This is a genomic window from Mesorhizobium loti (genome assembly GCF_013170705.1).
GTDB classification, from domain to species: Bacteria; Pseudomonadota; Alphaproteobacteria; order Rhizobiales; family Rhizobiaceae; genus Mesorhizobium; species Mesorhizobium loti_D.
The window spans coordinates 4,572,027-4,592,903 of record NZ_CP033334.1; the positions used below are offsets into that span (position 1 = coordinate 4,572,027).

A 20,877-nucleotide genomic window follows, 5' to 3' on the forward strand; every position below is an offset into this window, starting at 1 on the left:
GCGGAGGGACACGTTCGTGTCGAACCAAGCTGTCGCCGTGCCGCGCAAGACGCGAGGGCCCTGGGCCGTCGCGTTCGCGAAGCTGGCAAGGGACAGGGCCGCGATGGCGTCCCTGGCCGTGTTCCTCCTCATCGTCCTTGCCTGCCTCAGTGCGCCTCTCTATGCGCAATGGGCAGGCGTGGACCCATTCGCCTCGACGCTCGACGCCGTCATCCAGATCGACGGCACCGACGTCCCGGTAATGGAACAATCGACCGAGGGGCTCGGGCTCGGCTACACGCCCCTCGGTCCGACCTGGCGGCTCGGCAATTATTTCCTCGGCGCCGACAGTCAAGGGCGCGATGTCATGGCCCGGATGCTCTATGGCGGGCTGAGCTCGCTGCTGATCTCCGGGGCGGCCACCATCTTCACGCTGATCATCGGCACGGCGGCGGGATTGGTAGCCGGCTATTTCGGCGGCGTCACCGACACGGTGCTGTCGCGCTTGCTGGATGTCCTGTGGGCGTTTCCGATCTACCTGCTGGCGATTTCGCTTTCCATCGTCACCATCGCGCAAGGGATCAGGATCGGGCCGATAGATATCGAGTCCGGCAGCCTGTGGCTGCCGGTCATCATCATCGGCATCGTCTACGTGCCCTATGTGGCTCGACCGATACGCGGTCAGGTCCTGTCGCTGCGGCACAGCGAGTTCGTGCTCGCCGCGATCAATCTGGGCGTGCCGGGATGGCGCATCCTGTGGCGCGATATCCTGCCCAACATTACAACCACGCTCATCGTTTTCGTGCCGCTGATGATGGCGTTGAACATGTTGACGGAATCGGCGCTCTCCTTCCTGTCGATCGGCGTGCAGCCGCCGGCTGCGAGCTGGGGCACCATCATCCAGGACGGACAGGCGCTGCTTTACACCAGGCCGCTGGTGGCGCTGGTTCCGGGCCTGGCGATCGCGGTTTCGGTCATGGCGCTCAATGTCTTCGGCGACGGGCTGCGCGACGCGCTCGATCCGCGCTCCAAGGTTCGGCTGGGGCGCGACTGATGATCTACGCCATCCTGCGCCGTTTCGGTCAGATGCTGTTCGTCATGTTCGGCATCTCGGTCATTGTCTTCCTGATCTTTTTCGCGACGCCGGGCGCCGACCCGGCCGCGCGCATCGCCGGCCGCAATGCGTCGCCCGAAGTGCTGGAGGCGGTGCGCCACAGTTTTGGCTTCGACCGGCCACTCTACGTGCAATATGTGAAAATGATGGAGAAGATCTTCGTCACCGGCGACCTGACCTCGTTCGTCAACCGTGGCTGGAAGGTGGTGCCGGCGGTCATGGATTCCATTCCGGTCACACTCTCGCTGGTGTTCGGGGCTGCGGTCCTGTGGGTGGTTGTCTCCATCATCATCGGCATCGTCGCCGCCGCCACCCGCGACAGCTGGCTGGACAAGCTTCTGATGGCGCTGGGGCTGCTCGGCATCTCCATGCCGGTCTACTGGCTGGGCGAGGTGATGAACCTGATCACCCAGAGCCGCTACCATGACAGTTGGGCGTTCTCCTGGGTGCCGCCGCTCGGCTACAAGAATTTCTCCGACGATCCGAAGGGCTGGTTCCTGACGCTGATCATTCCATGGATCACGCTGGCCATCCTCTACATCGGCATCTATGGACGCGTGCTGCGTGCGGCGATCATCGAATCCCTGCAGGAAGACTATATCCGCACGGCCCGGGCCAAGGGGCTGTCGGAGACCCGTATCCTGTTGCGCCATGCCTTGCGCACGTCGCTCATTGCCTTCGTCACCTTGTTCGGTCTCGACTTCGGCGCACTGGTGGGAGGTTCGGCGTTGCTGACCGAGGTGGTGTTCGGGCTGCACGGTATCGGCAAGCTCACCTATGACGCGCTGCAGAACCTCGATCTGCCGATGATCATGGCAACGGTGATGTATGCTTCCATGTTCGTGGTGATCGCCAACGCGGTCGTCGATTTCGTCTACATCCTTCTCGATCCGCGCCTGAGGACATCATGATACTGTCGGTGCGCGACCTCAAAGTATCCTTCCGCACCAATGACGGCCTGGTGCGGGCGATCGATGGCGTTTCCTTTGACCTCGCGGAAAGCGAGATCCTCGGTGTCGTCGGCGAGTCCGGGTCCGGCAAGACGGTATCGCTGCTGGCCGTGATGGGCCTCATCACCGATCCCAATGCCACCATCGAAGGCTCGATCCGCTACAAGGGACGCGAGTTGGTGGGGCTGCCCGCGCGCGAACTGAGACGCCTGCGCGGCAATGAGATCGCGATGATCTTCCAGGATCCAATGACGGCGCTGACGCCTGTCTACACGATTGGCTGGCAGATCGCCGAACAGATCCGCGCGCATCGCACCATCAGCAAGGCCAAGGCGATGGAGCGCGTGGAAGAACTGCTGGCCGAGGTGAATTTTCCCAACCCGCACGAGGCGATGTCGCGCTACCCGCATCAGCTTTCGGGCGGCATGCGGCAGCGGGCGGTGATTGCAATGGCCTTGTCCTGCAATCCGGCACTGCTGGTGGCGGACGAGCCGACCACGGCGCTCGACGTCACGGTGCAGGCCGGCATTCTCGACCTGGTGCGCAAGCTGCGCGCAACCCACAAATCAGCGGTCGTCTTCATCACGCACGACATGGGCGTGGTCTCCGAACTTGCCGACCGGGTGATGGTCATGTATGCGGGCCGCGTGGTTGAACGCGGCAGTCGGATGGAGCTGTTTTCCGACCCGCGACACCCCTATACGCGGGCGCTGCTCGGTTCGATCCCGCCGCTGACCGGCGACAAGCCGCGCCGCCTGCCGGCCATCCCCGGCTCGCCGCCATCGCTGCTTCGATTGCCGCAGGGCTGTGCGTTCGGCCCGCGTTGCCCTGTGCATTACGAGCCCTGCGTGACCGGCAAGCCCGACCTTGGGGCGGGTACCCACGCCGCGGCATGCTTTCGGGTGGCACAGGCATGAGCGGACCCATGACCGACAAGGATCGCCCGATTCTCGAGACGCGTTCGCTGGGAAAGCGTTTTTCGATCGGCTCCCGCTTTTCCGCCGAAGGCAGGCGAACCGTGCATGCGGTCGACAATGTTTCGCTGAGCGTGCGGCGCGGCGAGACGGTCGGGCTGGTCGGCGAGTCCGGGTGCGGCAAGTCCACTCTGGCGCGCTGCCTGGTGAGGCTCTACGACATTACGGACGGCAAGCTTCTCTTCGAAGGCGACGACATCACCACAAAATCGCTGTCAGAACTGAGGCCGCTGCGGCGCCGCCTGCAAATGGTCTTCCAGGATCCGTCTGCCTCGCTCAATCCACGCCGGCGTGTCGGAGACCTGGTGGCCGAGCCTTTGCGCATCCATGGCAAGCTTTCGTCACGCGAGATCACCGCGCGCGTCGCGGAACTGTTCGAACTCGTCGGGCTGTTGCCGGATCATGTCATGCGGTATCCGCACGAATTCTCGGGCGGGCAGCGCCAGCGCGTCGGTATCGCGCGGGCCATCGCGTTGAACCCCGATCTTGTCGTGCTGGACGAGCCGGTCTCCGCGCTCGACGTGTCGGTGCAGGCGCAGATCGTGAACCTGCTCGCCGACCTGCAGGAGAAGCTCAACCTAACCTACATCTTCATCGCCCACGATCTCTCGGTGGTGCGCCAGGTGTCGACCCGCATTGCCGTGATGTATCTCGGCTCGATCGTCGAGGAAGGGCCGGCGGAGGAGGTGTTCGCGGCCCCGGCCCACCCTTACAGCCAGGCGCTGATCTCGGCCGTCCCCGTGGTCGAGACAACGCCGAGTGGGACGCGCAAGCGCATTATCCTCACCGGCGATGTGCCGAGCCCGCTCAAGCCGCCATCCGGCTGCCGTTTCCACCCTCGATGCCCGATCGCGGCCGAGCGCTGCCGCACGGAGCGGCCGGAGCTGAGGGAGTATCGGCCCGGCCGGAAAGTTGCCTGCCACTTCCCGACGGTGTAGCCGAGCCGTCATCCTCGTATCGGCGATCGCATTCGGCCAAAAGATTTTTAAAGATTCCGTTTTTTGCGTGGAACCGACGGCGAGGCGGCGCGTTACATTTGGTTCGATCGGGCGCATCGCGATCGACCGGGAGGAAACGATGGACTACCTGCATTTCTTTTCGCCCGTGCGGATCTCGCGCGGGCAGGGGCACCCTGTAGAAGAAGTGGATAGTGTCGCCGAGGCGATGGTTTTCTTGCGTAAGTGGCCAACGGGACGACGTGGACCTGTGTATCAGTGCGCGCTGAATTGCTGCTCGGCCGCCCTGTCGGGGCAAATGTCGGCTGAAGAGGCGAGGAAGGCATTCACGGGCTTTGCCCGGATCACGCGGCTTCTAGACGATGACATGGCGTTGCCTGTCGCCGGCGAAACCATGGCAAGCGTATACGCGCTGCGGCGATAGACGCGTCGGACTGCTGGACGTCATTGCTGAACGTCATGGGCCGAGCCCATAGCGGCGGTTTATCTGTATGCTCAAGCGACGGAATAACGGTCGATCACCCAGAGCCACAAACCGTCGCTTTGCCGCCGTCCAACTTCGCCGGTTAAGTCCCCATCGGGAAGACGGGGGTGGCTGCCGTTCGTCGGCTCATGAGATTAGTAGGCGGCGAGGCCAGACCATGCCCAGTTCTTCTCAGGCAAAAACTGCGCAGAGGTTCAGCCTCATCGTTCGAGGCAGATCGCCACGCCCTGGCCGCCGCCGATGCAGAGTGAGGCCAGGCCTTTGCGGGCGTTGCACCTCGTCATCTCGTGGAGCAGCGTCACCACGATGCGGCAGCCGGATCCGGCCAGCGGATGGCCGAGAGCGATGGCGCCGCCACTGATGTTGATGATCTCCTCGTTCCAGCCCATCTCGCGATTGACCGCGATCGCCTGCGCGGCGAAGGCTTCGTTGATCTCCATGACGTCGAGGTCGGACGTCCGCCAGCCGGCCTTCTGCAGCGCAAGGCGTGACGCCGCGACGGGGCCCAGCCCCATATCCATCGGCTCGACACCCGCCGAGGCATAGGACGCGATGCGGGCGAGGGGCTTTAGCCCGAGTTCGTTCATCCGTGTCTCCGCCATCACCAGCACGGCGGCGGCACCATCGTTGAGGCCGGAGGAGTTGCCGGCCGTGATTGTCCCCTCTAGCTCGAAGACCGGCTTAAGCCGGCCAAGCCCTTCGAGGGTGGTCGAGGGGTTTGGATGCTCGTCGCGGTCGACGACGACATCGCCTTGCCTGGTCTTTACGGAGACTGGCACAATCTCATCGTCGAACCTTGCCGAACGGATGGCGGCGTCGGCTTTCTCCTGTGAACGCAGCGCGAAGCGGTCCTGCTCATCGCGCGTGATCTGGTAGCGCCGCGCCAGCGACTCGACCGTGACGCCCATATGGACCTGATGGAAGGCGTCCCACAGCCCGTCGGTTACCATCGAATCCTTGACGACCCGGTCGCCCATGCGCACGCCGCCGCGAACGCCTGGAATGAAGTGCGGCGCCGATGTCATCGAATCCTGTCCGCCGGCAATCACGCAATCGGCGTCGCCGCAGCGAATTGCCTGCGCGGCGAGATGGATCGACTTCTGGCCGGCGCCACACACCTTGTTGACCGTCATGGCGGGGACGTTAACCGGCAGGCCGGCCTTGAGCGATGCCTGTCTTGCCGGGTTCTGCCCGGCGCCGCCGGTCAGCACCTGGCCCATGATCACTTCGCTGACGGCTCCTGGCGCAAGCCCGGTTCCGGCCAGCATCGCCTGAATGAGCTGCCCGCCCAATTCCGCCGCCGAAAGGCTGGCGAGCGCGCCGTTGAGCTTGCCGATCGGCGTGCGTTTGGCCGCCACGATATACACCGCATCCTGCAATTTCCTGTCCTCCATCTGTACGGCAGTCGGGCTGTGTTCGCCGCTTGACATTCTGGTTATAACCAATAATCTGAAAACAACATGCAGACAAGATGACGGCTTCGTGCCGGCCTGCATTCCGGGAGGAAATTCATGTCATCCGTGCTTTGGGCGCCGGCGCCGGCCGCGTTCGAATCGTCCAATCTTGCGCGCTTTTGCCGGGCCAACGGCTTCGACCCGCGCGACTACGAAACGCTGCATCGCTGGTCGGTCAGCGACCCCGGCGCGTTCTGGCGGGCGGTGTGGGACTTTGGCCGCGTGATCGGCGATCCCGGCGCGATCTCTTTCCTGCGCGACGGTCAGGCGCCGATGACGCAGAGCCGATTCTTCCCCGACGCATCACTCAATCTCGCGGAAAACCTGCTGCGGGGCGACGGTGATCGGGCCGCGATCATCGAGACCGACGAGAGCGGCCATTTCCGCACCTTCACCCTTGGCGAGTTGCGCCGGCGCGTCGCCAGGACGGCGCAAGGCCTGCGCGCGGCCGGCGTGGCGAGGGGCGACAGCGTCGGCGGCATCCTGCCCAACCGTGTCGAAGGTCTCGTGGCGCTGCTGGCGACGCTGTCGATCGGCGCTGTCTGGTCGTCCTGCTCTCCGGATTTCGGCGCCGCGGCGATCGTCGACCGCCTCGGCCAGATCGGCGTCAAGGTGCTCTTTGCCGCGCCGCGCTATCATTACGCGGGCAAGGAACACGACATCTCCGAGCGGTTGGCCGAGATCGTCGTCGCGATGCCGACTGTGACCACGCTGGTGTTGACCGGTGAGCCGGGCGCTAAGCCCGACTGCACGGCGGCCTGTCTCGACTTCGACGATTTCGGCAGCGACGGTACGCTCGCCTTTGAACGCGTGCCCTTCGACCATCCGGCCTATGTGCTCTACACCTCGGGTACCACGGGTGCGCCGAAGGCGATCGTCCACCGCACCGGCGGCGTGCTGCTCCAGCATCTGAAGGAGCATCTGCTGCATGGCGATGTCCGCCCCGGCGACGTCATGAGCTGGTACACCAACACGGCCTGGATGATGTATCACTGGCTGATCTCGGGCCTCGCCTGCGGCGCGACCGTGGTGCTCTATGACGGCGCGCCGATCCTGAAGACCGCCGAGGGCCTCGACCCCAGTCCGCTGTGGACAATGGCGCAGCGTGCACGCGTCACGCATTTCGGCACCAGCCCGAAATATCTGGCGACGCTGGCCGCCGAAGGCTACGCGCCGGGACGTCTGCACGACCTGTCCTCGCTACGCTCCTTGCTCTCGGCCGGTGCGCCGGTCTCGCCCGGCCAGTTCGACTGGGTCTACGCGCATGTGAAGCAGGACATGATCTTTGCCTCGATCTCGGGCGGCACCGAGATCATCGGCTGTTTCCTGCTCGGTTCGCCGATCCATCCGGTTCGCCGTGGCGAACTGACTGTGAAAGGGCTGGGCCTTGCGGTGGCTGTCATGGACGAGCGCAACGCGCCGGTCATCGGCCGGCAAGGCGATCTGGTCTGCACCGAACCGTTCCCGTCCATGCCGCTGACCTTCTGGGGCAAGGACGGCGACACGCGCTACCACGCCACGTATTTCGCGGCACGCCCGGAAATCTGGACGCATGGCGATGTCGCGGAGATGACCGCGCATGGCTCGGGGATCATCCATGGCCGATCGGACACGACGCTGAAGCCCGGCGGCGTGCGCATCGGCACGGCCGAGATCTATGCCGCCTGCGAGACCTTCGCCGAGATCGAGGATTGCCTGGTGTTCGGCGCGCCGGTCGAAGGCGACGAGGAGATCGTGCTTTGCGTCAAGCTGAATGACGGCTTTGATCTGACGCCTGAGTTCGCCGCCCAGATCCGCCGCGCCATTCGGGAAGGAGCATCGCCGCGCCACGTGCCACATCGCATCCATGCTGTAAAGGCCGTGCCCTACACGCTCAACGGCAAGAGGGTGGAAGGCGCGGCGCGAACGACGCTTGAAGGCAAGCCGGTGAAGAATATGGCTTCGCTGGCCAACCCCGCATGCCTCGAGGAATACCGCGCGCTCGACAGGAGCAGAGCGGCATGAGCCGGGCCAAGGGGGCGATCGTCGGCATCGGCGAGTTGAAACCGCAGCGCCTGACCAGCGGCGTGACGACGCTGGAGATGATCGCCGAGGTCTCGCGCCTGGCAGTGTTCGATGCCGGGCTGGAGCCGGCTGCGATCGATGGGCTGCTGGTCGGGCCGCAGGTCGGCGAGACGCCGCAGCATGTTCCGGCAACGATCGCCGAATATCTCGGCCTGGCGCCGACCATGGCCAATGTCGTCGACCTGGGCGGCGCTTCGGGGGCAGGGATGGTCTGGCGCGCGGCTGCGGCGATCGAGGCCGGCATGTGCGAGACAGTGCTGTGCGTGCTCGCCAACAACCGCGAGGCGGCGGCACCCCGCTCGCCCAACCGCAATCCGATCCGCGAGTTCGACGTGCCGTTCGGCGCCTCGGGCGCCAACATCTCCTATGCGCTGCTGATGCAGGCGCATATGGCAGAGCATGGCTCGACCGCCAGGGATTTCGCGCTGATCGCCGCCGCGGCGCGCGCCAATGCGCAGCTCAACCCCGACGCCATCTTCTTCGGCAAGCCGGCGGATGTGGACGCCGTGCTGGCGTCGCCGATGGTCGCCTCGCCATTGCATCTATACGAGATCGTCATGCCGGTCGCCGGCGGCGAGGCGGTGATCGTCACCTCGGCCGAACGTGCGCGCACGCTGCCCGGAAGACCCGTGCATCTGCTCGGCGCCGGCGAGAAGGTCACGCATCGCGCGGTCAGCCAGGCGCCCAGTCTCACCTCCGGTCCGCTGAAGAGCGCCATGGCCCGGGCCTTCGCGCAGTCCGGCACCGACGCCAATCAGATGAATCTTCTCTCGCTCTACGACTGCTACACGATCATGGTCGCCACGACGATCGAGGATGCCGGCCTCTGCGCCCCCGGCCAGTTCGGCGCGTGGCTGCGCGACCATAATCTTTCGCACCAAGGCGACAAGCCGCTCAACACCCACGGCGGTCAGCTCGGCTTCGGCCAGCCGGATCTTGCCGGCGGCATGACGCATGTCGTCGAGGCGGTGCGCCAATTGCGCGGCAAGGCGGGCGAGCGCCAGATCGACAAGGCCGAGCTGGCACTGGTCACCGGGAACGGCGCGACGATGAGCGAGGCGACCGCGCTCGCGCTGGGAGCCGCCTGATGTCCGTCGATCTCAACACATTGAAAACCCCCGCTCCGACGATCACCGCGCTGACCCAGCCATTCTGGGACGCGGCGGCGCAAGGGCGGCTGAAAATCCAGCACTGCGAGGACTGCGGCAAGGCGGTGTTCTACCCGCGCCCGATGTGCCCGCATTGTTGGAGCAAGCGCCTCGTCTGGAAGGAGGCGTCGGGCAGGGGCCAGCTGAAATCCTTTTCCCTAGTACACAAGCCGGGGCATCCCGGCTGGCTGCCGGTGGCACCTTATGTGGTTGGGCTGGTCGAACTGGCCGAGGGCCCGACCATGCTGAGTTTCATCTTGCCGGGCATGCGATCGCCTGGGGTTGGGGACGCGCTCTTGCTCGCGCCGACAGCCATAGGCGGCCGTGTCCTGCCGGCCTTCAAACCAGTCGAAACCGCAACAGAGGAGAAGCCGAAATGAGCACCGAGACGAAAGACGGCTGGGCAGGCGTGGTGAAGGGCCGTCCGCAGGTCGGCGCCTTTGCCGAACGCACGCGCCGCACGCGCATCAGCGACATCGAAGCCTTCACCGACATCACCGGCGACCGCAATCCGCTGCACTATGACCGCGCGCTGGCCGAGAAATCGGTGTTCGGCAAGCTGATCGTCCAAGGCGGCGTCACCTCGGGCATCCTCAATGCGCTGGTCGCCGAGGATCTGCCGGGACCCGGCACGGTGTTCCTCGAGGTCGCCTGGAAGTTCGTCAAGGCGGTTGGCGTCGACGAGGAGATCACCGGACGGGTCGAGGTCAAGGAGGTCCGCCCCGACAAGCCGATCTGCAAGATCGAGACCAGCGTGCGCAACGGCCAGGGCGAGCTTTGTCTCACCGGCACGGCGACGGTGTTCACCGTGCCGCTGCAAGGCGTATGAACACGGTGGGCGACAGCCGGCTTGGCGTGGCGGCCGACCGCGAACGCTGGCGCGTTCTGTCGCTGCTTTGCCTGGCGGTCGTCCTGTCGCTGACCACCTGGTTTTCGGCGACCGCCATCCTGCCCGAGCTGAAGCAGGAGCTTGCGCTCGGCCCTGGCGCCGAGGCCTGGTTGACCAATGGCGTTCAGGTCGGCTTCGTGATCGGCGCGCTGGCGGCGAGCCTGGTCAACCTTCCCGACCTGGTGCGGCTCGGTCGTCTCATGGCGGCGGCGGCAATGGTTGCCGCGCTCGCCAACGCCAGCCTGCTGTTCCACCCCGATCCGGGCGGCGCCATCGCCGCGCGCATCGTTACCGGCGCGGCACTCGCCGGCGTCTATCCCCCGGCCCTGAAGCTTGTCGCGACCTGGTTCACGCGCGACAGGGGACTGGCGCTCGGCGCGGTCATCGGCGCGCTGACCATCGGCTCGGCGCTGCCGCATCTCTTCCGCGCCGCCTCAAGCGCGCTCGACTGGCGGCCGGTGGTCGCCGCCGCCAGCCTGGCGACGGCCATCGGCGCGCTGCTGTTCCTGCTGTTTGCCAAGGAAGGGCCCTATCCCTTCGGCAAGGCGGTGTTCGAGCCGGCGCGCATCGGCCAGGTGTTTCGTGAAAAGCCGCTGCTGCTGGCCAATCTCGGCTATCTCGGCCATATGTGGGAACTCTACGCCATGTGGGCGTGGCTGCTTGCCTACACGCGCGCCGCTTTCGAAGCGCAGGCGATCGGAACAGCCGCCGCCGCTTCGCTGTCGACCTTCTTCGTCGTCGCCTCCGGCATCCTGGGATGCCTGCTCGGAGGCTATCTTTCGGACCGCATCGGCCGAACGGCGACCACAGCCGGCATGATGATCGTCTCGGGAAGCTGCGCCCTGCTGATGGGCTTTCTGTTCACCGGGCCGCTCTGGCTGTTCATGCTGGTGGCCGTTGTCTGGGGCATTTCGGTGATCGGCGATTCCGCGCAGTTCTCCGCCGCCATCACCGAGCTTGCCGACCGCCGCTTTGTCGGCACGGCGCTCTCGGTGCAACTCGGCGCCGGTTTCGCGCTGACAGTGCTCGCCATCTGGCTGACACCGCACTTTGCCGACCTCATCGGCGGCTGGCGCTGGGCCTTCCTGCTGCTCGTTCCCGGGCCGCTTCTCGGGGCCGCGGCCATGCTGTGGTTGCGAAACTTGCCGGAGAGCGTGAATATGGCTGGCGGCCTCCGTTAGGGAGGATGCTGCCGCTCCTTGAGTCGCGGCAAATGATTTTGCGGCGGGACCGAATGGAACAAACGACCAGAATGCGTGGGCGTCCTCGCTACGACCAGGAAGATGCCGGAGCCGCCGAGGCGTTCCGCTCGATCGGCTCCAAGGTCGAGCTCAACCGCGACGAGGCGGCTCCGCTGTGGGTGCAATTGCGCAACCAGGTCGAGGAAGCCATCAACACCGGCCTGCTGGCGGCCAATTCGCGCATCCCTTCCGAGCAGGCCCTGTGCGATTTCTTCGGCGTCTCGCGTCCGGTCGTGCGCGCCGCGATCGGCTCGCTATCCAGCGAGGGCCGCATCATCAAGATGCCGCGCAAGGGCATGTTCGTCGCCGCACCGCGCGAGCATGTCGACTTCATGACGGCCAATCTCGGCGTGTTCGACGACCTGACGGCGAAAGGCCACAAGGTCTCGACGCGCACGCTCGAAATCTACCGCTGCCCGCCGAACGAGAAGGAATCCAGCGTCTTCGGCATTCCCGCCAATGGCAGCGTGGTCCGCATCAGCCGCGTCTACATGACCGACGGCGCGCCGATCACCATGACGCGCATCAGCCTGCCGGGGCACCGGGTGCCCGGTCTCGAAAACATCCTGTCGGAGAACCAGTCGATTTTCGGCACCATCCGCGCGGTGTTCGGCCTGACGGTGAAGCGCGCCGACCGCTGGCTGCGCGCGGCCTTGCCCACCAAGGAAGAGGCCGAGCAGATGGGCGTTGCCGCCAACACCCCGCTGATCGAGATCGAGTCGATTGCCTATGACGCGGATGGCGCGGCGCTCGAATATTACGAGGCCTTCTACAACTCTTCCGTCGCCCGCATCCACATGGCGGTCGAGCAGCCGTCGGCGACGGTGAACGGTGTCGATCGCACCTGAATCACGTCCATGAAAAAGAATCCGTTTTCTGGTTATAACCAGATTGACGGACCCGGGAAGCTTCTGTAACGTCCTTGTCGTGGGGCCGGGAGGAGCCTGACCCCGGAGGCATTATCAGGATCGATCGGCTTGCGACGCCGCCTTGGCGGCGAGGGGAAGATTTTGCCCGCGTGCAAGCCCTTGGTCCGATGGAGGATTTGCGTGGATTACCGGTCGCAATTCGACCTGACGGGCGAGGTTGCCGTCGTCACCGGCGGCGCCAGCGGCATCGGCTTGGAAGCCGCCAAGGCGCTTGGTACTTGCGGCGCGCGCATCGTCCTTCTCGACATGAATACGCAAGGGCTGAAAGCCGCCGCCGACGAACTCATGGCGGCCGGTGTCGCCAGCGTCGACGGCCGCGTGCTGGACGTCACCGATCCGCAAGCCGTCGAAGCAATGGCCGCTCGAATCGTCAGCGATTTCGGCCAGGTCGACATACTGGTCAACAGCGCCGGCATCGCCCGCCTCAACGCCGCGCTCGACACATCGGACGAAGAATGGCGCCTGGTGATGGACGTCAACGTCAACGGCGTCTACTGGGTCTCGCGCGCCTTCGGCCGCTCGATGGTCGCACGCAACAAGGGCTCGATCGTCAATCTCGGTTCGATGTCGGGCCTGATCATCAACCGTCCGCAGACCGCGCCCTCCTACATGGTGAGCAAGGGCGCCGTGCACATGATGACCAAGGCGCTGGCCGTCGAATGGGCGAAATCGGGCGTTCGCGTCAACGCCCTGGCGCCGGGCTATGTCGGCACCGAGATGACGCTGAAAATGCGCGAGCGCCCGGAACTCTTCAACACCTGGATCGACATGACGCCGATGGGCCGGCTCGGCGAGCCGCACGAGATCGCCTCGGCGATCCTGTTTCTCGCCTCGCCTGCGTCGAGCTACGTCACTGGCGCGATCCTGTCGATCGATGGCGGCTACACGGCCTGGTGAAGGGCCGAGCAAGGATTGGAATATCGCATGACCGTTTCGGACCTAGAGGCACGCCAGGCAATCATCGATGCCTGCCTCAAGATGAACGCGCTGGGCATCAACCAGGGCACCTCAGGCAATGTCAGCCGACGCCATGGCGAGGGCATGCTGATCTCGCCGACCAGCACGCCTTACGAGACGCTGGTGCCCGAGGACATCGTCTTCATGGCCTGGGACGGCGAGGTCGACGGGCGCCTGCCGCCGTCGAGCGAATGGCGTTTCCATCTCGACATCATGAAGGCGCGGCCCGAGGTCAACGCGGTCGTCCATGCGCATCCAACCTTTTGCACGACCATCGCCATCATGGGCAGGAAGATACCGGCGATCCATTACATGGTGGCGGTCGCCGGCGGCAGCGACATTCGCTGCGCCCCTTACGCCACCTTCGGCACGGCCGAGCTTTCGGCGCATGCGGTGGAGGCGCTGCGCGACCGCAAGGCCTGCCTGCTCGCACAGCACGGCATGATCGCGGTCGGTTCCAGCCTCAGCCAGGCGATGTGGCTGGCGGTGGAGGTGGAAACGCTGGCGCGGCAGTATCACGGCGCCCTGCAGATCGGCGAGCCGCCGATCCTGTCCGAGGAGGAGATCGAAAACGTCATCAAGCGCATGGCCAGCTACGGCCTGCGCGACAAGGAGGCTGCTGCCTGAGCGGCGGCCATCTGGCGCAATCCTCCGGGAAGGCCCGGAGCGATCAACAAGGGAGGAAATGAAATGACCGGATCCATGAAAGGCCTCGTCAAGGCGCTCGCTTTGGGGTTGGCGGCGGCTTGCAGCCTGGCCGCCATCTCGGGCGCGAGTGCCGAGGAACTGTCGCTCAAGGGCAAGCGCATCGGCGTCTCCGCCATCGGAACGGATCACTACTGGGACCTGATGGCGTTCCGCGGCATCCAGGACCGCGTGAAGGAGCTCGGCGGCGAAGTGATCGCGCTCGACGCCGGCCGCAAGGACCAGCAGCAGATCGCGCAGTTGCAGACGCTCATCGCTCAGAAGCCCGACGCCATCATCGAGCAGCTCGGCAATCTGGAAGTGCTGAACCCGTGGCTGCAGAAGATCCGCGATGCCGGCATCCCGCTGTTCACGGTCGACACCGCGACGCCGCACGCCATCAACAACACCACGTCCAACAACTACAACATCGGCGCCGAGATCGCGCTGCAGATGGTCGCCGACATGGGCGGCAAGGGCAATGTGCTGGTCTTCAACGGCTTCTACAGCGTGCCGGTCTGCAAGATCCGCTACGACCAGCTGAAATATGTGCTGACCTCGTTCCCCGATGTGAAGATCGTCGAGCCGGAACTGCGCGACGTCATCCCGAACACCGTGCAGAGCGCCTATTCCAACGTCACCGATATGCTGACCAAGTCGCCCGAGAAGGGCTCGATCGGCGCGGTGTGGGCCTGCTGGGACGTACCGCAGATCGGCGCCACGCAGGCGGTCGAGGCCGCCGGCCGCAACGAGGTCAAGACCTACGGCATCGACGGCAGCCCGGAAGTCATCAAGATGGTGATGGATCCGAAGTCGTCGGCAGGCGCGGTGGCCGCGCAGCAGCCCTATGAGATCGGCAAGACATCGGTTGACAATGCCGCCAAATATCTTGCCGGCCAGAAGGTTGCGCCCTTCACCTTCGTACCGGCGGTGCTGATCAACAAGGAAAATGCCGCCGAAAAAGGAAAGCCGTTCCTCGACGCCGCCGAAAAAGCAGGCGTTAAATAGGCGGAACGAAACGGCGGGCAGCCATCTCCAGGGAAATGGCCGCCCGCCACCATCAACCAGGATTGACGGCCATGCAGACAGCAAAGCGTGAAATTGCTGTATCGATGACGGACATATCGAAGCGGTTCGGTCCAGTGCGGGCGCTGGAGAACGCGAACCTCGAGATCGCGCGCGGCTCGATCCTCGGCCTTGTCGGCCAGAACGGCGCCGGCAAGTCGACGATCATCAAGGTGCTGGCCGGCATCATCCGACCGGACAGCGGCACCATCGTCATCAATGGCGAGACCGTGACCTCGCTGTCGCCGGCAGCGGTGGAAAAGCTCGGCGTGCATTTCATCCATCAGGACAGGCTGCTGGTGCCGACCGCGACTGTCGGCGAGGCGGTGTTCCTCGGCCATGAAATCGGTCTCGGCCCGTTCGTCAGCCGCCGCGCCATGGAGCGCAAGGCGGCCGATCTGTTGAAGCGCTTCTTCGGCATGGAATTGCCGGCGGGAACCCTGGTCAAGGACCTGACCACGGCACAGCAGAAAGTGGTGCAGATCACGCGGGCGCTGGCGCAGAAAGCGTCCGTGCTGGTGCTTGACGAGCCGACCGCGGCGCTGGTCAAACGCGAGGTCGACAGCCTGTTCGATGTGCTGCGCCGACTGCGCGACGACGGCATCGCCGTGGTCTTCATTTCCCACTACATGCAGGAAATCGAAAAGCTGTGTGACCGCGTCACCGTGATGCGCAACGGCACCGATGTCGGTACGGTCGATCCGCGTGAGACATCGATCGACGAGATCATATCGATGATGATCGCCCGCGATGTCGGCGAGATGTTTCCCAAGCGTTCGGTCACGCTGGGCGCGCCGGTGCTCGAAGTCGCCAATCTGCGGCTCGGCGGCAGCTTCGAAAACATCGGCTTCAACGTTCGCGCCGGCGAGATCGTCGGCCTCACGGGCCTGCTCGGCTCGGGCGCCAAGGAAATCGTGCAGTGTCTGTTCGGCCTCAAGACCGCCGATGGCGGCCAGGTCAAGGTCGAGGGCAAGCAGCTGTCGCTGTCGACGCCGGTCAAGGCCGTGCGTGACGGCATCGCCATGCTGCCGGAGGATCGTCGCGCGCACGGCGTGGCGCTCGGCCTGTCGGTGCGCGAGAACATTTCGCTGGCGAGCCTGCGCCGTTATTCCAGAAGCGGACTGGTCAGCCGCAACAGTGAGAACCAGGCGGTCGACGGACTGATCAAGGAATTGTCGATCAAGACGCCGCATCGCGACGCGCTGGTGCGCGAACTCTCTGGCGGCAACCAGCAGAAGGTGGCGATCGCCAAATGGTTGAGCTGCCGGTCGCGGGTCTATGTGCTGGACGAGCCCACGGTGGCCGTCGATGTCGGCGCCAAGGTCGAGATCTACAATCTATTGAACCGGCTGGCGGGCGAGGGGGCGGCGATCCTGCTTCTGTCGTCGGACCTGCTCGAACTGGTCGGCGTCTGCGACCGGGTGCTGGTCGTCTATCGCGGCCGGCTGGCCGGTACCTTCTCCGGTGCGGCGATGAACAGCGATGCGTTGCTCGCGGCGTCATCGGGCGCGCGCTCCAACGCTGACGGGGTGGCAGCATGAGCGCGACAACTGTCCACGCCCAAGCCGACGTGTCCGACCAAACCAGCGCCACGGGCAAAAGTGCCGGACGGCGCTTCGCCACCCTCGTCGTGCGGCTCGGCGCGATTGCCGCCTTCGCCGCGATCATGGCCTATTTCGTCGTCTTTGCGCCGGGCTTCACATCGACCTTCAACCTGATCAACGTCGTCGAGCAGTCGGCGATCCTGGGTGTGCTCGCCTATGGCATGACTTCCGTCATCATCGGCGGCGGCTCCGATGTCACCGAAGGCGGCATCGACCTGTCGATCGCCGCCAATATGGGGCTGTGCGCCGCCGTCTACGCCACGCTGCTGTCGATGGGCTATGGCGACGTCCTTTCGGCGCTGGCGGCCATCGCCGTCGGCATGGCGGTTGGCGCGCTGAACGCCCTTGCCGTGGTCGGTCTCGGCATCCTGCCGCTGCTGGCGACACTTGCCGTGCTCAACGTAGCCGCCGGCATGGAACTCACGCTCACCCAGAACACGGTCGTCGGCGCATCCTCCCCGCTGCTCGGCTTCCTGGTTTCCGGGGCCTTTCTTGGCATCTCGGCGCTGGCCTGGGCGCTGATCCTGTTCTCCGCCCTCGTCATCGCCATCTTTCACTACACCTCGTTCGGGCTCAGGCTTTACGCGGTTGGTGGCCATCCGGAAGCAGCGCGCGCGGCCGGTCTCAGCGTGCCCTTCTACGTGTCCTTCACCTATGTGCTGAGCGGCTTCTGCGCGGCGGTGGCAAGCGTCCTCACCGTTTCGCGGCTCTCGGCCAGCACGCCCGGTTCCGGCGAACTGCTTTTGTCGGTGCTGGCGGCGGCGTTACTCGGCACCGTCTTTTCCCGCCGCTTCGTTCCGACCATGGGCGGCACGCTGCTCAGCGTGCTGTTCATCGGCCTGCTCGCCAACGGCTTCCAGTTGCTCAACGTCTCCAGCTACTGGGTCAACGGCGTGCAGGGCGCGCTGATCCTGCTGGTGGTGGCCATCACATCCTTTGCCCGCGGCTCGGAGGGTTCACGATGAGCGTCTCGGCAAATGACAGTCCCAAGATGAGCCTGCGCGCCTTCCTTGCCAAATACAGCGTGCTCATCGCCTTCGCGGCGATCGTCATCTTCTTCGCTGTGGCGAGCCCGACCTTCCTGACGCCGGCGAACCTCTTCAACGTGCTGGTCAACAATGTCGTCATGCTGGCGATCGTGGCGCTCGGGCTCACCATCGTCATCTCGTCCGGCGGCATCGATCTTTCCGTCGGCGTGTCCGTTGACATGGCCAGCATGGTCTTCGTGATGCTCTTGGCTGCCGGTTACAGCGGCGTGGTCGGCGTCGGTGGCGGCCTGGGTGCTGCCCTGGTCGTCGGTATCCTCAACGCCATCCTCATCACCAGGCTCAACATCAGCCCGTTCCTGGCAACGCTTGGCGTGCTGTTCATCGGCCAGAGCACACAACAGCTCGCCACCAGCGGCGGCCAGCCAATCTACCTCACCAGCGGCTATGCCAGCGACCAGTTCAACGCCATTGCCCGCACCGCTTTGTTCGGCGTGCCGACGCCGGTGATCGTGCTGGTCGTCTCGGCCATCGCGGTCCACGTCCTGCTGCACCGCTCTGTCTTCGGTCGCTATGTGCAGGCGATGGGCGCGCAGCCGGGCGTCGCCTGGTATTCCGGCATCCGCGTGCCGCGCGAGTTGTCGATGGTGCATGTGCTGTGCGCGCTGCTGGCGGGCGTCACCGGCATCCTGCTGTCGGCAACGGTCAAGTCCTACGTGCCGCTGTCCGGCAACGCCTTCCTGCTCGATGCCATCGGCGCCACCTTCATCGGCACGACGCTGAGCCGCGAGCGCAAGCCTTCGGTGATCGGCACGCTGCTCGGTGTCCTACTGCTTGCCATCGTCAAGAACGGGCTGCTGCTCGTTGGCTGGAACTTCTACTGGCAGCAGGTCGGCATCGGCGTGTTGGTCTTCCTGGTGCTGGCCGTGAGCTTCGGCCTTCGCCGCGCCACCCATTGAGTTCGACCACCCATTGAGTTCGAAAGGTCAGCCAACCATGCCACAATTCGACGTCAGCTCGATCGGCTTCTACGTCCTGGATATCCTGGGGCGGCCGGTGTCGCGCATCCCCGAGGGCGGCCGCGCCGACTATATCGAGGAGATCCGCATGACTGTCGCAGGCACGGCCGGCGCGACCGGCATGGACTGCGCCATCCTCGGGTTGAAGACGCGGGCCGTCACCACGCTCGGCACCGACGACATGGGCGATTGGTTCCTGGCCAAGCTGAAGAAATATGGCCTGGAGTGCGGCCTGGTGCGCCGCGACGGCAGCGTCCAGACCTCCTCCACCATTCTGCCGGTACGGCCAAATGGCGAGCGTCCGGCATTGCATGTGCCGGGGACGGCTGCCGTTTTCGAGGTCGCGGACGCCGATCTCGACGCCGCCCTTGACGCCACGGTCGTCCATGTCGGCGGCACCGGGCTGTTGAAGCGTTTTGACGGCGTGCCGACGGTCAAGCTGTTGAAGCGCGCCAAGGAACTTGGCCGCATCACGACCTTCGATCTGATCCAGGCGACGCCGGAAACCTGGAAGCTGGTTGAGCCGTGCCTGCCCTATATCGACTATTTCGTGCCGAGCATCGACGAGGCGGGCGAGATGGCGCACGACCGGGATCCGGCTCGCGTTGCCGCCTTCTTCAAGTCGAGGGGCGTGAAGAACTGCATCCTGACACTCGGCGCCGATGGCGTGCATGTCTCGCCGCAGCATGGCGAGGATTTCCACCTGCCGGCCTTCGACGTCGAGGTCTTCGACACCACGGGCTGCGGTGACTCCTTCACCGCCGGCATCATCGTCGGCATCGTCAAGGGCTGGGACCTCAAACAGTCTGCCCGCTTCGCAACTGCCGTCGCCGCCAAGGTGGCGATGGGGCTCGGCTCCGACGGCAAACTCGTTTCATTCGACGACACGATCGTGGCGATGAATTCGCTCCCGGTCAGGACATCAAAGGTGCAAGCAGCATGACCATTCTTCCTGAGGCCAAGGGCAAGACGGCTCTCGTCACCGGCGCCAGCCGCGGTATCGGCAGGGCGCTCGCCAAGGGGCTGGCCGAGGCGGGCTTCGACGTCGCCGTCACCGACCTGCCGTCACAGGCCGCGGAGCTTGCCGTCACCAAGGCCGAGATCGAGGCGGCGGGCAGCAAGGCCTATGTCTACACAATGGATGTCAGCAAGAAGCGCGAGATCGAAGCGACGGCGCAGGCGCTGCTTGCGGAGGCTGGTAGCATCGACGTACTGGTCAACAATGCCGGCATCTTGAAGCCAAGCCTGCTCCAGGATTTGGACGAAGCCAATTGGGACGCGCATTTCGATGTCAACGCCAAGGGCGTGCTGATGATGTGCCAGGCCGTGCTGCCGCATATGCGCGCCAGGAAATCGGGCAGGGTGATCAACATAGCCTCGATCGCCGGCCGCCAGGGGGTGCCGACGCAAGGCCATTACGCGGCGACGAAATCGGTGGTGATCACGCTGACCCGCGTGCTGGCGCAGGAAGTCGGCATGGACGGCGTTACCGTCAACGCCATCTGCCCCGGCATCATCCTGACCGAGATGGGCAAGAACAATCTCGGCAGCGAAGCGGCGATCCACCATTGGGAAGATGTCGCGGCGCTGAAGCGCCTCGGCGCGCCGGAGGACGTCGTCGGGCCGGTGCTGTTCTTCGCCTCGGACCTGTCGGCTTTCGTCACCGGCCAGTCGCTCAACGTCGACGGCGGTATCTACTACCATTGACGATCCGCCGCGTGGCTTGCGCAATCGCCATGGCTTGAAGATGTTGATGGAGTGCTGGAGGCATCCGTCCGCTTCCAGTCCCGGCCACTCCAAAAACGGACAGTCCCCTTCAGGCCCCAAAACGGACGTCAGCCGGTTCTACAGTCGGCCATCGACTGGGGTTCCTGGAAGCTTTTCGAACTTTCTGGGTCGCGTTCCAGCCCGAATTGCGACTTTCGTAATTTCTCGCGCGCCTTGCAAAATGCTTCCGTTGTCATGTGCTATTTCCGCCCAGCGCGCCCAGAGCCGCTCGGCCGAGAACGGGCTTTTATCTTGTCCAGTACCCGCCGCGATCTCTTTCGACGAGGCCGAGGCGGCCCGGTCACACCGAATCGAATGAGCCGTTCGCGATCGAGAGTCACGATGCTGCATTTGCCGAGATGTCTTTGGAGCATAGCGGGGGCCGCGGTCTTGGAGCGGCGAGGGGACTTGCCTACATCGCACATGTCGTCGATATGGAGGTCGATGAGTTCGCTGAATGTTTTCAGGCGCGCTATACGGGGCTTGGTCGGCGTCTCACCGCGATCGACTTGGCGCTCGGTTTCGGTGACCCAGCGCGAGGCGTCGTCTCGGCGCAGGAAGGTCTCGCTGACGTAGCGACTTTGCGACGGACTTGGACGCGCCAGGAACCGGA

General features: G+C 64.9%; 20 protein-coding genes. 19 read left to right on the plus strand and 1 reads right to left on the minus strand.

All coding sequences use genetic code 11. The features are described 5' to 3' along the window. The first annotated feature begins 16 nt into the window (after nucleotides 1–16). From EB815_RS22235 to EB815_RS22255, 5 genes are all read left to right on the plus strand, one after another. Complete coding sequence (locus tag EB815_RS22235) at nucleotides 17–1,033, plus strand: ABC transporter permease (protein ID WP_056577094.1); 1,017 nt, start codon at nucleotides 17–19, stop codon at nucleotides 1,031–1,033. Next, nucleotides 1,033–2,004, plus strand: a complete 972-nt coding sequence (locus EB815_RS22240) for an ABC transporter permease (protein WP_056577097.1) — start codon at nucleotides 1,033–1,035, stop codon at nucleotides 2,002–2,004. The genes EB815_RS22235 and EB815_RS22240 overlap by 1 nt, the downstream gene beginning before the upstream one ends. Further along, complete coding sequence (locus tag EB815_RS22245) at nucleotides 2,001–2,960, plus strand: ABC transporter ATP-binding protein (protein ID WP_056577099.1); 960 nt, start codon at nucleotides 2,001–2,003, stop codon at nucleotides 2,958–2,960. The genes EB815_RS22240 and EB815_RS22245 overlap by 4 nt, the downstream gene beginning before the upstream one ends. Nucleotides 2,961–2,968: 8 nt before the next feature. Beyond that, on the plus strand, nucleotides 2,969–3,955 hold the full coding sequence (locus EB815_RS22250) for an ABC transporter ATP-binding protein (protein ID WP_056577102.1): 987 nt from the start codon (nucleotides 2,969–2,971) through the stop codon (nucleotides 3,953–3,955). 139 nt (nucleotides 3,956–4,094) lie between these two features. Continuing rightward, nucleotides 4,095–4,397 (plus strand): DUF982 domain-containing protein, encoded by a 303-nt coding sequence (locus tag EB815_RS22255; RefSeq protein WP_056577453.1) that lies wholly within the window; start codon nucleotides 4,095–4,097, stop codon nucleotides 4,395–4,397. A 260-nt stretch (nucleotides 4,398–4,657) separates the two neighbouring features. Here EB815_RS22255 and EB815_RS22260 read toward each other — a convergent pair whose 3' ends face one another. Beyond that, nucleotides 4,658–5,836: an acetyl-CoA C-acetyltransferase gene (locus tag EB815_RS22260; protein ID WP_171883310.1), complete on the minus strand. Its 1,179-nt coding sequence runs from the start codon at nucleotides 5,834–5,836 to the stop codon at nucleotides 4,658–4,660. Between the two features lie 132 nt (nucleotides 5,837–5,968). Here EB815_RS22260 and EB815_RS22265 point away from each other — a divergent pair, with 132 nt between their 5' ends. The 14 genes from EB815_RS22265 (at nucleotide 5,969) to EB815_RS22330 (ending at nucleotide 20,204) form a co-directional block, all read left to right on the plus strand. Then, entirely contained in the window at nucleotides 5,969–7,915 is a 1,947-nt protein-coding gene (locus tag EB815_RS22265) for an acetoacetate--CoA ligase (protein WP_056577105.1), read from the plus strand. Then, nucleotides 7,912–9,063 (plus strand): thiolase family protein, encoded by a 1,152-nt coding sequence (locus tag EB815_RS22270; RefSeq protein ID WP_065005086.1) that lies wholly within the window; start codon nucleotides 7,912–7,914, stop codon nucleotides 9,061–9,063. Before EB815_RS22265 ends, EB815_RS22270 begins: the two co-directional genes overlap by 4 nt. Beyond that, the gene (locus EB815_RS22275) at nucleotides 9,063–9,503 is read left to right on the plus strand and encodes a Zn-ribbon domain-containing OB-fold protein (RefSeq protein ID WP_056577111.1); all 441 of its coding nucleotides are present in this window, start codon (nucleotides 9,063–9,065) and stop codon (nucleotides 9,501–9,503) included. The genes EB815_RS22270 and EB815_RS22275 overlap by 1 nt, the downstream gene beginning before the upstream one ends. After that, a complete protein-coding gene (locus EB815_RS22280) occupies nucleotides 9,500–9,952 on the plus strand; it encodes a MaoC family dehydratase (protein WP_056577114.1) in 453 nt (150 codons plus the stop codon). The genes EB815_RS22275 and EB815_RS22280 overlap by 4 nt, the downstream gene beginning before the upstream one ends. Next, nucleotides 9,949–11,193 (plus strand): MFS transporter, encoded by a 1,245-nt coding sequence (locus EB815_RS22285; protein WP_056577117.1) that lies wholly within the window; start codon nucleotides 9,949–9,951, stop codon nucleotides 11,191–11,193. Before EB815_RS22280 ends, EB815_RS22285 begins: the two co-directional genes overlap by 4 nt. A 71-nt stretch (nucleotides 11,194–11,264) precedes the next feature. Further along, complete coding sequence (locus EB815_RS22290; RefSeq protein WP_056577120.1) at nucleotides 11,265–12,101, plus strand: GntR family transcriptional regulator; 837 nt, start codon at nucleotides 11,265–11,267, stop codon at nucleotides 12,099–12,101. A 201-nt stretch (nucleotides 12,102–12,302) separates the two neighbouring features. Continuing rightward, complete coding sequence (locus tag EB815_RS22295) at nucleotides 12,303–13,079, plus strand: SDR family NAD(P)-dependent oxidoreductase (protein ID WP_056577123.1); 777 nt, start codon at nucleotides 12,303–12,305, stop codon at nucleotides 13,077–13,079. Between the two features lie 27 nt (nucleotides 13,080–13,106). After that, nucleotides 13,107–13,766: an L-fuculose-phosphate aldolase gene (locus EB815_RS22300; protein WP_056577127.1), complete on the plus strand. Its 660-nt coding sequence runs from the start codon at nucleotides 13,107–13,109 to the stop codon at nucleotides 13,764–13,766. A 63-nt stretch (nucleotides 13,767–13,829) separates the two neighbouring features. Next, complete coding sequence (locus EB815_RS22305) at nucleotides 13,830–14,831, plus strand: sugar ABC transporter substrate-binding protein (RefSeq protein ID WP_056577130.1); 1,002 nt, start codon at nucleotides 13,830–13,832, stop codon at nucleotides 14,829–14,831. Between the two features lie 71 nt (nucleotides 14,832–14,902). Further along, entirely contained in the window at nucleotides 14,903–16,429 is a 1,527-nt protein-coding gene (locus tag EB815_RS22310; protein WP_171883311.1) for a sugar ABC transporter ATP-binding protein, read from the plus strand. Further along, complete coding sequence (locus tag EB815_RS22315; RefSeq protein WP_056577136.1) at nucleotides 16,426–17,457, plus strand: ABC transporter permease; 1,032 nt, start codon at nucleotides 16,426–16,428, stop codon at nucleotides 17,455–17,457. Before EB815_RS22310 ends, EB815_RS22315 begins: the two co-directional genes overlap by 4 nt. After that, nucleotides 17,454–18,437 carry an ABC transporter permease gene (locus tag EB815_RS22320; protein ID WP_056577139.1) on the plus strand — a complete coding sequence of 328 codons (984 nt, stop codon included), beginning with the start codon at nucleotides 17,454–17,456 and terminating at the stop codon, nucleotides 18,435–18,437. The genes EB815_RS22315 and EB815_RS22320 overlap by 4 nt, the downstream gene beginning before the upstream one ends. A gap of 37 nt (nucleotides 18,438–18,474) precedes the next feature. Next, nucleotides 18,475–19,440, plus strand: coding sequence for a carbohydrate kinase family protein (locus EB815_RS22325; RefSeq protein ID WP_056577143.1), 966 nt, complete (start codon nucleotides 18,475–18,477; stop codon nucleotides 19,438–19,440). Next, nucleotides 19,437–20,204, plus strand: coding sequence for an SDR family NAD(P)-dependent oxidoreductase (locus tag EB815_RS22330; protein ID WP_056577148.1), 768 nt, complete (start codon nucleotides 19,437–19,439; stop codon nucleotides 20,202–20,204). Before EB815_RS22325 ends, EB815_RS22330 begins: the two co-directional genes overlap by 4 nt. Nucleotides 20,205–20,877 lie beyond the last annotated feature (673 nt).

Bases quoted from the DNA above. Each gene is read 5' to 3' on its own strand.
- EB815_RS22240 (WP_056577097.1), top strand. From the start codon at position 1,033: ATGATCTACGCCATCCTGCGCCGTTTCGGTCAGATGCTGTTCGTCATG.
- EB815_RS22245 (WP_056577099.1), top strand. From the start codon at position 2,001: ATGATACTGTCGGTGCGCGACCTCAAAGTATCCTTCCGCACCAATGAC.
- EB815_RS22250 (WP_056577102.1), top strand. From the start codon at position 2,969: ATGACCGACAAGGATCGCCCGATTCTCGAGACGCGTTCGCTGGGAAAG.
- EB815_RS22255 (WP_056577453.1), top strand. From the start codon at position 4,095: ATGGACTACCTGCATTTCTTTTCGCCCGTGCGGATCTCGCGCGGGCAG.
- EB815_RS22265 (WP_056577105.1), top strand. From the start codon at position 5,969: ATGTCATCCGTGCTTTGGGCGCCGGCGCCGGCCGCGTTCGAATCGTCC.
- EB815_RS22270 (WP_065005086.1), top strand. From the start codon at position 7,912: ATGAGCCGGGCCAAGGGGGCGATCGTCGGCATCGGCGAGTTGAAACCG.
- EB815_RS22275 (WP_056577111.1), top strand. From the start codon at position 9,063: ATGTCCGTCGATCTCAACACATTGAAAACCCCCGCTCCGACGATCACC.
- EB815_RS22280 (WP_056577114.1), top strand. From the start codon at position 9,500: ATGAGCACCGAGACGAAAGACGGCTGGGCAGGCGTGGTGAAGGGCCGT.
- EB815_RS22285 (WP_056577117.1), top strand. From the start codon at position 9,949: ATGAACACGGTGGGCGACAGCCGGCTTGGCGTGGCGGCCGACCGCGAA.
- EB815_RS22290 (WP_056577120.1), top strand. From the start codon at position 11,265: ATGCGTGGGCGTCCTCGCTACGACCAGGAAGATGCCGGAGCCGCCGAG.
- EB815_RS22300 (WP_056577127.1), top strand. From the start codon at position 13,107: ATGACCGTTTCGGACCTAGAGGCACGCCAGGCAATCATCGATGCCTGC.
- EB815_RS22305 (WP_056577130.1), top strand. From the start codon at position 13,830: ATGACCGGATCCATGAAAGGCCTCGTCAAGGCGCTCGCTTTGGGGTTG.
- EB815_RS22310 (WP_171883311.1), top strand. From the start codon at position 14,903: ATGCAGACAGCAAAGCGTGAAATTGCTGTATCGATGACGGACATATCG.
- EB815_RS22315 (WP_056577136.1), top strand. From the start codon at position 16,426: ATGAGCGCGACAACTGTCCACGCCCAAGCCGACGTGTCCGACCAAACC.
- EB815_RS22320 (WP_056577139.1), top strand. From the start codon at position 17,454: ATGAGCGTCTCGGCAAATGACAGTCCCAAGATGAGCCTGCGCGCCTTC.
- EB815_RS22325 (WP_056577143.1), top strand. From the start codon at position 18,475: ATGCCACAATTCGACGTCAGCTCGATCGGCTTCTACGTCCTGGATATC.
- EB815_RS22330 (WP_056577148.1), top strand. From the start codon at position 19,437: ATGACCATTCTTCCTGAGGCCAAGGGCAAGACGGCTCTCGTCACCGGC.